Source organism: Nostoc sp. FACHB-892, from assembly GCF_014698795.1.
Classification (GTDB): domain Bacteria; phylum Cyanobacteriota; class Cyanobacteriia; order Cyanobacteriales; family Nostocaceae; genus Nostoc.
Map to the genome: position 1 here is coordinate 96,536 of NZ_JACJTR010000009.1, position 14,991 is coordinate 111,526.

Genomic DNA, 14,991 nt, shown 5'->3' on the forward strand with positions numbered 1-14,991 from the left:
TTTTATCTCATTTAAATTGTTTTTAGACGTTTTCTTTTGTTTTTTTGATCAGGGTTGGCATCTTCAATATCTTGTTTCTCCAATTCTGGCAATTTAAAAAGAACTCCCGCAAAAAACCAATAATAGACGGCAACTGGATCAACATCCAAAGGATAGTAGTAGGTGTTGTAACTAATAAACAATATAAACACCCATAAAGCAGCTCCGTAACTGCGGAAATTACGGTTCTTTATGGAGCGATAGGTTTTAAAGCTAATAATTGTTAAACTAGTGACCAAACCCAGAAAAGCTAGTACTCCAAGAATTCCAACTTCATACAGTACTTTGGGATAGTAGGTTTCTACCAGCTTAGTTTTACCCATTACGCGAGCAGAGTTAGTTGCTCGACCTAAGCCACTTCCTAAGGGACCGTCTACGTTTTTCCAATTTTCTTCAAATTGCTGGACGATAAAATCTTGAGGTGGTGAAGCCTCCCACCGACCTGTAAAACTCTCGGTTCTCTGTTGCACGACATCAGGGTTAGTCACCATTGCTATTCCGAGAACTAGGGCAAGTCCTATCCCAATGGGGATAAATCGTTTAAGGTTGCCAATTTGACCAGTGAGTAATAGCAAAATCCCGAAGCAAATTGGTACTAAAGCTAGGGCGATTCTCTGTCCAGAAATTACAGCATTGATAAAGACTGCCACCAAAGAACCTAAACCGGCCAGTCGCCATATTGGGGAGGGATCGGTGAAGCCGGTGGCAAAGCTAAAAAAGGTGCCGGCAATTAAGAACCATGCCCACTGCCAAGGGGCTACAAATGTCCCTGGTAAGCGAATAATCCCTTCTTCAGGGCTATATACTAGCGCTCCACCAAAATAACACCTAGCTTCAAGTGTTGCTCTAAATAAGGCATCTCCTTCAAGACCTCTAGTGCCTTGACATACACCAGTTACTAATAACATATATTGGATAAATCCCAGCGCACAGCAAAACAGTATGAGGGCAATCTGGAGACGGGATAAAAATAGAAAATCTCGCTTATCGCGAATTAAATAGTAAGCACAACCAATCAAGGGGACATAGCCTAAAAATACTTTTAGTCCCAGAATTCCCATGCCTAAAGGTATTTCTTGCTCAACTTTTTCCAATAATCCCACACTGGGCGGGTTAAACTGCTGGCCACCATTAACAAACAATAACGTTAGCAGACTGCAACCCAACACAATATAAAGTGGGGTTTTAATGCCTTGGGGAATAATTATGGGTAGCCCCTGTTTACGGCAAGTCTGCCAAAGTCCAATTAGGGCTGGAATATAAAAGGCATCTTTAGCTAATTGGAGTATGGGACTATTGCCCAAGTAGTAAGTGATAGTACCCCCAATAGGTACGTAAATGATGAAAAAATATAGCGCTTGGCGCGGGTACTTGTAGGAAAGGGATATGATAATTATGCCCAAGACACCGGGAACTGCTGCTTTAATTCCAGCTACGAAAAAAAGCACAATGCCAAAGAAGACACCGCCAAAGGTGGCGGTGGTGAGTAAGTTAGTCAGTTCTTTACGTGCTTGGGCTGCTTTGCGCTTTTGGGCTAACTGTTCTTTGAGGCTAAGGGTAGAAGTTTCCTTTTTAGCCTGCTTTTTCGAGTTTTTAGATGGTCGGGATTTTGACTTTATTTTCGCCATAGTGGTGCTGTAGCCTATCAGCCTCAAAGAAATATATTATAGTTGACAAATTTCTTGGATTGCTGTAAATCGTATAATCCAAATTCATCTATAACTAATTGATTTAATAATTTGCGATTAAAAATGCTAAAGTTTAATCTTTTTGATAATTCAAAAAGATTTTCTCCTGTGTCCAAAATATAAATTGCACCTGCAAATGATAATGATTTAATGGCTTTTGCTTTGTTATTTAAATATTTCTAACTTTGGCATAATCTATATACTATCTATAGTATCCATAGGCACAATCATATTCTACGGTTTCGGGCAAATTATTCAAATCATATCGAATAATGTTACAACTGCCGCACATTTTTTGAAGGAGGCAGGAGGAATAATTGGATGGGGTCTGAATCCCCATCCAATTATAAGCGTCCTATAACGGCGGGATTTTAAATCCAAGTTCCCTTTGGTCATAAACAAAGAACAGGAGTCAGTTTCCCTCCTGCCTCCTACCCTCTGCTTTCTATAACCAAAAATGTCGATAGTCCTCAACATACTGCCGCATCGTCAGTGGTAAACGATTGAGTAATTGCTCTGTATCAGATGTGATATTACCTGCCAATCCTAAACGAGCAGTTGTGTAGATTGCTACCATTACTAAAATAAAGTTTATTGACAAACCTGATGAGTGCATTTGTTGAACAAACTTTACTAAAGAAGGATTGTAGCGTATCGGTTTACCTAAAACCGATGTGAAGATGTCTGCAACTTCGTAATAAGTTAAGGCTTTTTTACCAGTAAGCGCATAGGCGCGTGACTGATGCCCATCTTCAATCAAAGTACGAACTGCAACAGCAGCAATATCCCGTATATCAATAAAGCTTGTTTTACCATTGCCTGCTGGAAGAAGCAATTCACCACGAGTTTTAATATCTTCTCGGTGTGTGGTATTTAGATTTTGCATAAAAAAGCTACATCGTAAAAAGGTAGCTTTAATACCCAATTGTTTAATATAGTGTTCAATCTTAGAATGCGGCAGAAAACGGTTGCGTTCAGCTCCGAGTATTGAAAGGAACACAATATGCTCAACGCCTGCAAGTTTTGCAGCATCAAGTGCTGGGGCAATTTGAAGACGAATATTAGCAAGGGCAGGCGGACGCACTAAAAAAATTTTATTGACTTGAAGAAAAGCATGATAAAAAGTATCGGGATTAGTAAAGTCGAAGGGGACGCTTTTGATATTGCTGTCTAAAAGGTGTTTAGCACTGTTTGGATTTCTAACTGCCGCACAGACATCACAATCGTGGGATAGCAATAAGCGAAGAACTTCTTGACCGACATTTCCAGTTGCACCTGTCACTAAAATTTTTAGCATGATAGCGATGTAGGGGGTTAGGGCTGAACTTCGCGCAGTCGGCGCTCCAGAAAGCGGCGTTCGCTGTCATTCGTGTCCGCCGTCGGAGGCTATCAATGGCTTTGTATCGGGCTGTTTTGATCAGCCACGCACGCAGGAGATCGGGCACGCCGCTAGACTGCCACTGATTGCCAGAAAAATCAAGGCGAATGACAGATATTACACGAACACCTCTCAAGCTCCATTCACACTAAATCCATAACCTAATCTACTGAGCCAACTCAAGGAACGTCCTATGAAACTTAATACTTATTTCATGTTCAACGGTAACTGTGAGGCAGCGTTCAAGTTCTATGAACCCTGTTTTGGTGACTGTTGACTGTTGACTGTTAATCGTCAACGGCATCGGGCCGTCTCTCATCCCATCTTTAAAATATTGAGTTTTCCCGACTCCTTTTGATAAATGTCACAGCTTTTACAAATTAATCAGCCTTGGTCATTTGTACAAGCTGTGATAGAAAATTGGCGCTTGTTAAAACTGATATGTTAGCTAATTTAGTCCATCAGATGCTGTTGGACTTTTGAAACTAATTCATTTGTCCAGTAGTTGGTAAGTTCGGCATTGGCGGCTTCTACCATGACTCTGATTACTGGTTCTGTACCAGAGGCGCGAACCAAAATTCTGCCGGAATCACCCATTGCAGCTTCAGCAAGAGCGATCGCTTGTTGCACAGGTTGGCAATCTTGCCATCCCAAACGGCGATCGCGATCTACGACTCGCACGTTCCGCAACAGTTGCGGATAGGTTTGGAAGCTTTGATCTACTAATTCGCTCAAAGAAACACCCGTCTCTTTTACCAAAGCTGCTATATGTAATGCTGTTAACAAGCCATCTCCAGTCACGGCATAATGACGGCAAAGAATATGACCTGATTGTTCGCCACCTAACATTCCTCCAGTCCGCAACATTTCGGCTTGCACGTATTGATCGCCGACTGCGGTGCGAATTAAGTTACCACCAATTTGTTGCCAAGCTTTCTCAAAGCCTAAGTTGGCCATGACTGTAGATACAATCAGGTTGTCTGGCAGTTGTTGGTTTTGCTGTAAATGCCGTCCCCATAGGTAGAGAATGTAATCGCCGTTAACTTGCCTTCCAGTATTGTCTACTGCTAAGACGCGATCGGCATCCCCATCAAAGGCAAAGCCGATGTCGGCGTTGTGTTCTTGGACTGTGGCTGCAAGAATATCTAGGTGGGTGGAACCGCAGTTAACATTAATGCGATCGCCATCTGCTTCGTTATGCAAGCAGATCACCTCTGCCCCCATTTCTGTAAATATTAATGGTGCTAATCCTACTGCTGCTCCCCAAGCCAAGTCTAAAACAATCTTCATTCCCTGAAGATTTAGGGCACCATTCAAGGGTTTTTTCAATGCTTCGCTATAATGCCCCACTAACTCGAAACGTGAGTAATGTCGTCCGTAATTACTGACTTTAGCAATAGGTGATACCTTGCCACGCAGTCCAGCTTCAATTTCTGCCTGCAATATTTGCGGTAACTTCCCACCATTCCCACCAAAAACCTTAATACCATTGTCTTCTGGGGGATTGTGGCTAGCAGAAATCATCACTCCGCCGATGGCATCAGTGATGCTGGTGAGATAGGCAATGCAAGGAGTGGGACATAATCCCAAATACCAAACCTCTAATCCTGCTGCTGTTAATCCTGCACTCAAAGCCATTGCCAGCATATCGCTGGAGTTTCTAGAGTCCTGTCCAAGAATGACTGGCCCGATTTTAGTAGCATGGTTACGTAAAACAATCCCAGTCCAAAAACCAACTTGCAATGCTAAGGGCGCACTGAGTAATTCTCCGACTCGTCCGCGAATACCATCTGTGCCAAATAAAGAATTTGCTGGTAGTGGAACTGAATTCAATGCAAAACTGCTCTCAATCCCTTTGCCCAATACATCAACTTCGGAAGCAGAACCCCCAGGAATGCCTGGTGTCCGAGTTATAGATGAAACCATATGTTTAAACACTCCACACAATCACACTGAAAAATAGCACTTAAAACTTGATTCAGCAATTTCTTACAAATTCATTCTAGAGCAGTATTGTCTACGTAAAAATCCCTAATTATTACTTCTTTAATTGTAAATTTTTCATGAAGTCAGTATTGGTTTTTAGGTTATCAGTAAAGCTTTCACATTTTAGCTAATTATTTCTTTTATGCCCTCTACCTTAGCTTTGATTTTTATATTTATTAGTTCACACTTTGGAATCCTACTAACCCAAGATCAACTGTAATAAATATTACCCAAATTTCAGCAAAAGTGTTTTTTAGGAAAGCTGAGAATGAAAGCAAAATTCAGCTAAAAAGAATCAAAAGACTGAAATGTAAAATTATATCCCCTAAGTTTCACAAATGTGTAAAAAGCTACAAAAATGCAGATGCTTAAAAAATTTTAATATAAATTCTCATCAAATAGTTTTAAGGTAACGTTTTAATGGCTTTTTTAGCCGTTAGTGAATTAGAACTTCGGCAGTTAACTTTTTAAAGTTGAGAAATTTAGCATGAGCAGCAATTTAGCAACCAAATTACGTGTAGGCACTAAGAAAGCCCACACAATGGCAGAAAATGTAGGTTTTGTCAAGTGCTTTTTAAGAGGAGTAGTCGAGAAAAACTCTTACCGGAAACTAGTTGCTAACTTCTACTTCGTCTACTCAGCGATGGAAGAAGAAATGGAGAAGCATCGCCAGCACCCAATTCTTTCTAAAATTAACTTTCCCCAGCTAAACCGCAAGTATACCTTAGAGCAAGACCTGAGTTATTATTTTGGTGCTAACTGGAGAGAGCAAATTAAGCTATCTCCGGCAGGTGAAGCTTATGTAAAGCGCATCCGAGAAATATCTGCCACAGAACCGGAACTGTTAATAGCTCATTCATACACTCGCTACTTGGGTGACTTATCCGGGGGACAAATTCTCAAAAACATTGCTGTAACAGCGATGAATTTGTCTGATGGGCAAGGAACAGCCTTTTATGAGTTTCCAGAGATTCCTGATGAAAAAGCATTCAAAGCGAAATATCGTCAAACTTTGGATGAATTACCTCTTGATGATGCGACAACCGATCGCATCGTTGATGAAGCTAACGCCGCCTTTGGCATGAACATGACGATGTTCCAAGAATTGGAAGGCAATTTGATCAAGGCGGTTGGTGTAATGCTCTACAACAGCCTCACACGGCGACGGACACGGGGCAGTACTGAACTCGTCACTGCTGAGTAACTGTGTTGAGGTTGCGGAGTATGGTATGTGGAGTCATAAGTTCAGATAGCCTGATGAAGGATTATTCATAGGTGTTTCTGGAGAAAGAGCGATCAACGCTCAAAATATTTAGGGGCAATAGCCTTGTGACTGCTTTCTATTGGTGAAAGTAAGCATGGGGAGATTGCCCCTCAATTATGTTTAAGAGTTAGGAGTTATTAGGAGTTATCAGTATTTTTCAGCTTAAAATAACTAAGTCAATCTTCACACCAAGCTTAATCTCGGTATTTAAGTTTGTAACTCCTAAAACTTATCGTACTGAGGACATCAGGCAAAAATATGGCTACGAAAATTCCTGTCACAGTGATTACAGGCTTCTTAGGTAGTGGAAAAACCAGCCTAATTCGCCACCTGCTACAAAACAACCAAGGCCGCCGCATTGCCGTTTTAGTCAATGAATTTGGCGAACTCGGTATTGATGGCGATTTGTTAAAATCTTGTCAAGTTTGCCCGGAAGATGGTGAGGGCGACAGTAATATCTTTGAATTAACCAACGGCTGCTTATGCTGCACCGTGCAGGAAGAGTTTTACCCGATGATGCAAGAGTTAATCAAGCGGCGAGATAGCATCGACTGCATTTTAATTGAAACCTCTGGTTTAGCCTTGCCAAAACCACTGATAAAGGCTTTTCGCTGGCAAGAAATTCGCAACGCCGCTACTGTGGATGCTGTGATTACCGTGGTAGATTGCGCGGCGGTAGCAGCAGGGACATTTGCTAGTGATCCAGAGGCGATCGCAGCCCAACGGCAAGCAGATGATAGCCTAGAACACGAAACACCTTTGCAAGAATTGTTTGAAGACCAACTCGCTTGTGCAGACTTGGTGGTGTTGAATAAAATTGACTTGGTGGATGCTGAGACAAAAGCGAGAGTTGAGGAATTGATTAAGCAAGAGTTGCCTAGAGTAGTGAAGATTGTCGAGAGCGATTGTTCTCAACTAGACGCATCTATATTATTAGGATTTCAAGCCGCAGTTGAAGACAATTTAGATTCTCGTCCTAGTCATCACGATACCGAAGAAGACCACAATCACGACGAAGAAATTACCTCAACTAATTTAATTTTGGATCGTACCTTTGATCCAGAAAAGCTGCAACAGCAGTTAGAGAAATTAGCACAACAACAAGAAATTTACCGGATTAAAGGCTTTGTGGCAGTACCAAATAAATCCATGCGCTTAGTGATGCAAGGTGTGGGAACCCGATTTGATAAATTTTATGATCGCCCCTGGAAACCTGAAGAGTCCAGGCAAACACGTTTAGTTTTTCTCGGTCGTGATTTGAAATCTTCAGAAATTGAATCGCAGCTAGTAGCTTTGTAAATTAGGAGTTAGGAGTTAGGAGTTAAAAATAACTAGTACACATTTTTAATCTTTTAATAAGGGGCTTAAGCCCCTTATCTAAGGTTGATTACGTGGTTAGTATTAACTTTGAATAATAAATTTATTTCCACCGTTACGTACTAACTAATTCAAAATAATAAACAATAGTAGTAACTAGACAGTTTCTAATATCTCACTCTTAACACTTAACTTAAATATTCACTTCTTACCTAACATAACTATGACAATATCTCAACTATTTAACATTGCCAATCTTTTCGTATTGCCTTTTTGGGCGTTGATGATTTTATTACCAAATTGGAAAGTTACACGGCAGATTATGTCATCATATTTGCCGTTTGTGGTATTAGCTGGGGCGTATTTGTATTTGTTCATCACCAGCATTACTCCAGAAAATGCTCAAGCTTTATCGAATCCTCAATTAGCCGATATCGCTAAATTTTTTGCAGATGAAACGGCTGCTGCAACAGGTTGGATTCATTTTTTAGTCATGGATTTATTCGTCGGTCGGTGGATTTATTGGGAAGGACAAAAAACAGGTATTTGGACAATTCACTCCCTTGCACTATGTTTATTTGCTGGGCCTTTGGGGTTACTGTCTCACGTCTTAACTGAGTGGATTACTAAAACACTTTTCCCGAAGTTTCAACAGAGTGAAACGGTGACAGTAGGAGAAAAAGCTGCCTCATGATATGGTACATAATAGGGGCGCACATCTATACGCCCCTATTATTTATTAGGAATTACTTGATTTAAAAGAATTAACCGTTGTTGCGTCTATAATCTGCATCTAACCAACAGCGTGGTAAAACTTCACCTGAAGGGAAAACAAGATTTTCTTTTTTAAAAGTTTCAGGTTGCTGTTCTTCTTGACCTTCTTGGCCTTTTGCATGAACAACATCATTATTCGGGTCAAGTAATTCCTGAATTTCAACAATCTTTACCAATTCGCCACTATCTTTGACTTGTAAAAGCATGAAAATTGCCTCAATGAGTTTGCATGGAAGTTCAAAGCGAGTTTTAAGATAAACTAGCTCAAATCTAAACTGATTTTGAACGCGGAGATTCCCTAATTGTTAAAGGAAATTTTTATCAGATATCCACACATAAATTACACAAGATTCATTTGTGTGTATCTGATCTGTATTAATTTTTATAAAATAAACATAACAAATATATACCTAATTCAGAAAAGAAACTCGAATCAGGAAATGCTGATTAACAAAATTGTCCAAGTAAGATAATCTTGGTTTTATCAATTAAAAGTCACGTTGATATTTTTCCAAAATATCAACTAAATTAACTTGGCATTGCAGGGGCAGTAAATCGATTAAAGGGACTTCACGTTTTCCACCGCCAATTTTTACTGGAATCGATCCCAAGACCTGTAAAACTCGGTCTTCATTAACAGCGTTGGAAGTAATTAAGGGATACAGTTGTTCGGCAACAACTGTATGCAGTTTGGCATTAGATAAATAAAGATGCCATTTGGCAACGTCTATATAGACGTTTTCGCCAATTTCAGCTGCTAGGGCTTCCAGTAGTTCTGTGGTGTTAGTCTTAGCCATAAAAATAACCCTACATTAAGAAGAAAAAGTGCGAAATCTCAGGCTTTTTTATATTATGTCTCAATTAACAGGCTAATCCTACTACCAGAGGTTACAATCGCCCCAGCATGAGTAATCCATCTTCAGGTGGATTTTGAGGAAGTTTCGGTGTAGTTGGCGATCGCACTAATGTAAATCAGATGCACCAACAAAATTCCTGTCCAACTTAAAGTCACCCAAGGCAGCCACTCCCAAGTAGTGCTTTTCAAGATGTGAAAAAACCACAAGCCAGAATTAATCGTAGCAGCGATCGCTACATGGACAGCAAAATTCATCCGGTCATCGATCTTGCGGTAATCAGGGTCTTTGCGATCGGGTTTGCGAGGCCAACGAGGAGGCATAAATATTTGTTACAGATTTAAATACACCCTATCCATTCTAAGGTTTTTGGGGCAGTGATTGCTATTAGACCCTGACAACCAGTCACAATCGAATTAAAATTAAATCCGATGACGACCTTTGAGCAAATAGACCACAATCCCCTTTATAGTGCAATACAGTTCAGTTAAGGCTAAAACTCTTTGTCAAAGTTAGTTTTTTTAACTAACCACAGAGGCGCACAGAACACAGAGAGAAGAAATCAATGCTTAACCCAAGCGTATTGCTTTATAGTGGAGTCAGCGATCGCAACACTAGGATTGCAGATATATCAAGGATATTCCGCGTATATTGTCGGTCAAAGGTGCAAATTCCTCGTTCGCACAAAATTAAATTGGGGTTACCCGCAGCTAAGGAACTTCCAACTAAAAAATATCCTATCGTGGTTTAGGCAGGGGGGCACTTAGCTGGGGGCTGGGGGAGAAAGAAAAATATGATCTGAGTAAATTGGATAATTTATTTTCTGAAAGTCTCTAAATCCATGACCTCTATGATGGTGAAGAAGAGTTAATAACCAATGTCTATAGGCTAAGATAGAGTAGTTTATTACTCTGGCAGAGAATAATCTCCTGATTTCCCGCCACTCTTACTTATTAAACGAATTGATTCAATTTGAATCGACTTTTCTAAGGCTTTTGCCATATCGTATAAAGTCAAGGCAGCCACAGAAACGGCAGTTAAGGCTTCCATCTCTACACCAGTTTCAGCTTTGGTTTTGACAGTGGCTTGAATTTGATAACCAGGTAGTTGCGGTTCGGGTATAATTTCGACTGCGATTTTTTGCAAGGGCAACGGATGACACAGAGGAATTAAAGCGGCTGTTTGCTTGGCTGCCATAATCCCAGCCAATCTTGCAGTTGCCAATACATCCCCTTTTGGAACATTTCCAGCTTGAATGGCAGCGAAAGTTTCTGGCAGCATCCGCACATTGGCCGCGGCTACTGCTTGGCGGACGGTGGGTGATTTATCAGACACATCTACCATCTGTGCCTGTCCGTGTTGATCTAGATGGGTTAAGTTGGCAAAATTAGATGGAAAATTATCTTGCGCCATTTAGTTAGAACGTGTTAATATAGATTGTCGGTAAGGGCGTGTAGCTCAGTGGACTAGAGCACGTGGCTACGGACCACGGTGTCGGGGGTTCGAATCCCTCCTCGCCCGTTTTAAAAGGCTAAGAGTTGAAAATTAGGAGTGAGAGATCTAAGATCCTCACTCCTAACTTTTTAAGTTTTTCAAGGCGTAGGCATCTGGAGCTAGACCTAGTGCAAAGCGCAGCGAGTTGGATAGGTTTTTGCTCGACTGGGTAAGGAAAAGGACAAGTGCAACAGAAGTAATCGCAGCACCATAGCCAAACATATCTCGGTAGCCTACCTGTTCGGCAATAATACCCAGAAGAGGAGCCGCGATCGCAATTCCCAAGTCAAGTCCAGCTATACATATAGCAAAAATTTGCCCTCGTTCTTGTGGTAGTGAGCGGTCTGCCATCATTGTCACCATCATGGAGATGAGTGTACCGCTACCAGCACCTTCAGCGATCGCAGCCAGTAAGAAAAACATCACGGTGTCAGCCTGCCACAGTAGTATTAACGCTAAAACATAGCAAAAAATACCAAATGTGATAAATAAACCACGACCAAAGCGATCGCTTGCCTTACCAGCAAAGACTCTGATACTAAAACTAGAAATTGCCGCAACTGTAAAAAACAGTCCACCATTGAAGTCCACATCAGTGGATTTGAGGAATAACGACACAAAAGTATGTACAGCACCGAGGGATAAACCAACCAACAACATAACTATTGTTGGAACTCTCACCCGTGGACTGGCCAAAATTTGCCAAAAGTTGCGATTGTTTTCTTCTGTTAGCTGTTGTGTCTGCACTGGTGGATTCGTGACTTGTACAATCTCTAAGAGAGCGACAAAACCCAATTCGGCACAGAAGAGAAATAATATCCCGTAACCACTTGTAGCTTCCAAATACCCACCCAAGGCAGGGCCAATTGCTAAACCAAGGGGAGTTGCTAAGGTCATGTAACCAATGATTTCGCCACGAGTTTCAGTGGGAGCTAAATCTGCAACTAAGGCACTGTAGCCAGTGGTAAAAGCGGCAACACTAATGCCGTGAAAAATCCGCACCAGGATTAATAACCCAAGAGATTGGGTTGCCAAGTAACCGAAAGGTGCGATCGCAGCTACTATCGTACCAATCAATAAGGTAATTTTTCGACCACGTTCATCGGCTAACCGTCCCAGCATCGGGCGAGATAGCAATAAGCCAATGGCGAAACTGCCCATCACAATCCCAATTTCTTGCTTACTTGCGCCCACATTATCGATGTAAAGCGGTAAGGTTGGTAAGAGCGCAGACAAACTCGACCAGAATAATAAACCTGCCGTAAATAAAACCAGCAGATTGCGCCGCAGTTTGGTATCAAAGGTATTAAATGCTTTCAAAGTAGATGCAATTTAATGGTTTTTGTCATCAGTCATTTGTCCTTTGTTGCTCGTAACTAATGACCAATGACTAATAACTATTGTTACGTTACTTAACATTTTTTGCTACTACTTCTCTCACGCGATAAATGGGCCGCCCTTGGGATTCGTGGTATGTACGCATAAGTAGTTCCGCCAAAAGTCCAAAGCAAAACAACTGCACTCCAGTTACTAGCAGGAGAACTGCCAAAATCAGCAAGGGGCGATTGCCAATCATCTGGCCTAAAGCTAATTTGACGAAAGTCAAGTAAATTCCGATCGCAGTTCCCGAAAACATTGAAATCAAACCCAACAGCCCAAAAACGTGCATTGGGCGGGTGAGGAATTTTTTCATAAACAGAATGGTTAACAAATCCATCAACACCCGGAATGTCCGCCAAATCCCATACTTACTACGGCCAAAGCGGCGGGCGTGATGACGCACTGGCATTTCGGTAATTCTAGCTCCTTCGATGTACGCCAGCGCAGGTAAAAATCGGTGTAATTCTCCGTAGAGGTTCATATCTGCTAGCAGTTCTGCACGATAGGCTTTTAGCGAACAGCCATAGTCATGAATATTCACGCTAGTGGTACGGCGAATTAGCCAATTGGCAATTTTGGAAGGAAGTAACCGATTTACGGCACCATCTTGGCGTTTTTGCCGCCAACCACTTACCAAATCGTAACCCTCATCCAACTTTGCTAATAACATAGGGATATCAGCCGGATCATTCTGGAGATCAGCATCTAATGTGACGATCGCTTTCCCGACTGCATAGTAAAATCCAGCAGCCATCGCCGCAGTTTGTCCATAGTTGCGACGCAAAATCACCGCTTTTAAATCAGTGCGGGTTTGCGCCTGCTTTTTGAGAAAATCCCCAGAACCATCTGTAGAACCATCATCTACACAAATGATTTCATAATTTATCTGACTAGAGGATAAAGTAGATGCGATCGCATCTAATAAAAGCGGTAGACTTTCCACCTCGTTATGTATCGGCACCACGACCGAAACATCTGGGACAATTGCAGAAATCGCCCCATTTTCCCCAGTCAACCCTTGATCAATCAACCCACTCCTCATATACCTCAGCGTCCTGTGCGTTTCTGTGGTTCGTAACTCTTGATAACTCTACCAGCACCTCGTAGCTGCTGATAGTACGACTGACTAACTGCATCTCCCTGTTCCGAGAGAATATCAATCCCAATCCCATCCCGTCCCTGATCTTTCCCAGAACTATGGATGTAATAACCATCCCCCAAATGAAGTCCGACATGGGTTGCTTTTTGGCTAGTTCCAAAGAATACCAGATCCCCGGCTGCTAATTCTGCAATAGTAATTGGTTGGGTAAATCCTTCCTGTTGATAGGCATCTCTAGGTAACCAAATACCCACCGAAGCAAATGCCGCCTGCATCAACCCCGAACAATCATAATTTGGCCCAACTGTACCACCCCAAAGGTAATAATTTGAGTGTTGCATTGCTTTTTGAGTAAAGGCAATGACATCTGCGAGAAGTTTCTTAATCTCAGATTCAGAAAATGTTGCAGCCTGATAAGGTACAGTAGCAGATTGTAATGAATCAAAATCTAAAAGAGATACCCATCCCGGATAGTCATCTTCACATAAATACACCTCGACAGCTAAATTTTGATGATTTGATGTTACCCATAAATGTCGTCCAGAGGCGGCTTGAGTTGCTAAACGCGTACATTCAGGAGAATCATATAAATTCAGATTAGCTAAACACTGATACTCCCCTGATTTTGGATTTTGGATTTGTGATTTTAAATTAAAGGACATTATTAGAGAATGGTTTTTTTTAATAAAGACGAGCAACTGGAAAACCTTGGTAATGGCATTTTAGATGCAACTTGGACAGCATTTCCGACCTTAGCGCGTAACCAAATTGCCATGACTTGGGTTGTTTACGATCCTCCAGTGCGAGTAAATACTGGTGGTGCGCTAACTCCCAACGCTTTTTGGGATCATCCAGTTCGCGGTTTTACTTATCGTGGTGTTGAGCGGATTTATCCCGCCAGTGTAGTCAAACTATTTTACCTAGTGGCGGTAAACGAATGGCTAGAAAAAGGTATGACTCAATACTCCAAGGAGTTGGAGCGAGCCTTGCGAGATATGATTGTGGACTCTAGTAATGATGCTACCAGCTTGGTTGTGGATATTTTGAGTGGCACTACATCAGGGCCAGAATTACCAACCGGGCCTTTTGAAACTTGGAAATACCAGCGTAATATTGTTAACCGCTATTACCAATCATTGGGTTGGGAAGAAATGGAAACAATTAATGTCTGTCAAAAAACTTGGGGTGATGGCCCATACGGACGGGAACGGGCATTTGTAGGAGAGTTACTAGAAAATCGCAATATGTTGACTACAAATGCGATCGCTCGGTTACTGCATAGTATTGTAGGTGGGGTAGCGGTTTCAAGTGGGCGATCGCAAGCAATGATGGCTTTGCTCAAACGTCCCCTCAACGATTTACCCACTGACACCGAGGAAAATCAGGTAACAGGTTTCTTGGGCGGTGGACTGACTGAAAATGCTCAAATTTGGTCAAAAGCAGGTTGGACAAGTCAAGTTCGCCATGATGCAGCATATATTGAAATACCAGAACAGCGCCCTTATCTTTTAGTCGTATTTACTGAAGGTAAAGCCCAGGCTAAGAGCCAGGATATTTTGCCCTTTGTTTCTAAATTAGTTGCCGAAGCTATTAGCAGCTTATAATTTACTTCTGTGAACTTAAGTGAAATCGACGGTTAGGAACCCCGCCTACACAGGCAAAACGCACCTCCGTGAGCTCAAACCCTCAATTTTTTCTTAGTCCGCGGAGGCGGACTT

At 41.7% G+C, this 14,991-nt stretch carries 15 protein-coding genes and 1 tRNA gene; 6 read left to right on the forward strand and 10 right to left on the reverse strand.

Translation table 11 applies throughout. The features are described from left to right. Window positions 1–11: 11 nt before the first annotated feature. The 3 genes from hpsL to glmM all read right to left on the reverse strand — a co-directional run bounded on the left by hpsL (window position 12) and on the right by glmM (window position 5,031). Window positions 12–1,667, reverse strand: a complete 1,656-nt coding sequence (gene hpsL / locus H6G96_RS14535; protein WP_190912121.1) for a hormogonium polysaccharide biosynthesis protein HpsL — start codon at window positions 1,665–1,667, stop codon at window positions 12–14. 505 nt (window positions 1,668–2,172) lie between these two features. Then, window positions 2,173–3,024, reverse strand: a complete 852-nt coding sequence (locus H6G96_RS14540) for an SDR family oxidoreductase (RefSeq protein ID WP_190912122.1) — start codon at window positions 3,022–3,024, stop codon at window positions 2,173–2,175. Between the two features lie 534 nt (window positions 3,025–3,558). Continuing rightward, window positions 3,559–5,031: a phosphoglucosamine mutase gene (gene glmM / locus H6G96_RS14545; protein ID WP_190912123.1), complete on the reverse strand. Its 1,473-nt coding sequence runs from the start codon at window positions 5,029–5,031 to the stop codon at window positions 3,559–3,561. Window positions 5,032–5,578: 547 nt separating this feature from the next. Here glmM and H6G96_RS14550 point away from each other — a divergent pair. The 3 genes from H6G96_RS14550 to H6G96_RS14560 all read left to right on the forward strand — a co-directional run bounded on the left by H6G96_RS14550 (window position 5,579) and on the right by H6G96_RS14560 (window position 8,366). Then, the gene (locus tag H6G96_RS14550; protein WP_190728682.1) at window positions 5,579–6,295 is read left to right on the forward strand and encodes a heme oxygenase (biliverdin-producing); all 717 of its coding nucleotides are present in this window, start codon (window positions 5,579–5,581) and stop codon (window positions 6,293–6,295) included. 318 nt (window positions 6,296–6,613) lie between these two features. After that, entirely contained in the window at window positions 6,614–7,654 is a 1,041-nt protein-coding gene (cobW, locus tag H6G96_RS14555) for a cobalamin biosynthesis protein CobW (protein ID WP_190912124.1), read from the forward strand. A 241-nt stretch (window positions 7,655–7,895) separates the two neighbouring features. Beyond that, window positions 7,896–8,366, forward strand: coding sequence for an ABA4-like family protein (locus H6G96_RS14560; protein ID WP_190912125.1), 471 nt, complete (start codon window positions 7,896–7,898; stop codon window positions 8,364–8,366). A gap of 70 nt (window positions 8,367–8,436) precedes the next feature. Here H6G96_RS14560 and H6G96_RS14565 read toward each other — a convergent pair whose 3' ends face one another. The 3 genes from H6G96_RS14565 to H6G96_RS14575 form a co-directional block, all read right to left on the reverse strand. Next, window positions 8,437–8,652: an acetyltransferase gene (locus H6G96_RS14565; RefSeq protein WP_190912126.1), complete on the reverse strand. Its 216-nt coding sequence runs from the start codon at window positions 8,650–8,652 to the stop codon at window positions 8,437–8,439. Between the two features lie 282 nt (window positions 8,653–8,934). After that, window positions 8,935–9,243 (reverse strand): DUF3181 family protein, encoded by a 309-nt coding sequence (locus H6G96_RS14570; RefSeq protein ID WP_190728677.1) that lies wholly within the window; start codon window positions 9,241–9,243, stop codon window positions 8,935–8,937. A 122-nt stretch (window positions 9,244–9,365) separates the two neighbouring features. After that, on the reverse strand, window positions 9,366–9,623 hold the full coding sequence (locus tag H6G96_RS14575) for a 2TM domain-containing protein (RefSeq protein WP_190912127.1): 258 nt from the start codon (window positions 9,621–9,623) through the stop codon (window positions 9,366–9,368). A 242-nt stretch (window positions 9,624–9,865) separates the two neighbouring features. On the opposite strand from H6G96_RS14575, the gene H6G96_RS14580 reads away from it, so the two are divergent. Continuing rightward, window positions 9,866–10,051, forward strand: a complete 186-nt coding sequence (locus tag H6G96_RS14580) for a hypothetical protein (protein ID WP_190912128.1) — start codon at window positions 9,866–9,868, stop codon at window positions 10,049–10,051. A 155-nt stretch (window positions 10,052–10,206) separates the two neighbouring features. Here the strand turns inward: H6G96_RS14580 and moaC are convergent, their stop codons facing one another. Next, window positions 10,207–10,713, reverse strand: coding sequence for a cyclic pyranopterin monophosphate synthase MoaC (moaC, locus tag H6G96_RS14585; protein WP_190912129.1), 507 nt, complete (start codon window positions 10,711–10,713; stop codon window positions 10,207–10,209). 34 nt (window positions 10,714–10,747) lie between these two features. On the opposite strand from moaC, the gene H6G96_RS14590 reads away from it, so the two are divergent. Beyond that, window positions 10,748–10,821, forward strand: a tRNA-Arg gene (locus tag H6G96_RS14590). A gap of 54 nt (window positions 10,822–10,875) precedes the next feature. On the opposite strand, the gene H6G96_RS14595 is transcribed toward H6G96_RS14590, so the two are convergent. The 3 genes from H6G96_RS14595 to H6G96_RS14605 all read right to left on the reverse strand — a co-directional run bounded on the left by H6G96_RS14595 (window position 10,876) and on the right by H6G96_RS14605 (window position 13,935). Next, on the reverse strand, window positions 10,876–12,114 hold the full coding sequence (locus H6G96_RS14595) for an MFS transporter (RefSeq protein ID WP_190912130.1): 1,239 nt from the start codon (window positions 12,112–12,114) through the stop codon (window positions 10,876–10,878). 88 nt (window positions 12,115–12,202) lie between these two features. After that, window positions 12,203–13,216 (reverse strand): glycosyltransferase family 2 protein, encoded by a 1,014-nt coding sequence (locus H6G96_RS14600; RefSeq protein ID WP_190912131.1) that lies wholly within the window; start codon window positions 13,214–13,216, stop codon window positions 12,203–12,205. Between the two features lie 5 nt (window positions 13,217–13,221). Beyond that, window positions 13,222–13,935 carry a C40 family peptidase gene (locus H6G96_RS14605; RefSeq protein WP_190912132.1) on the reverse strand — a complete coding sequence of 238 codons (714 nt, stop codon included), beginning with the start codon at window positions 13,933–13,935 and terminating at the stop codon, window positions 13,222–13,224. Window positions 13,936–13,944: 9 nt separating this feature from the next. On the opposite strand from H6G96_RS14605, the gene H6G96_RS14610 reads away from it, so the two are divergent. Then, window positions 13,945–14,877, forward strand: coding sequence for a serine hydrolase (locus tag H6G96_RS14610; RefSeq protein ID WP_190912133.1), 933 nt, complete (start codon window positions 13,945–13,947; stop codon window positions 14,875–14,877). The last annotated feature ends 114 nt before the right edge of the window (window positions 14,878–14,991 follow it).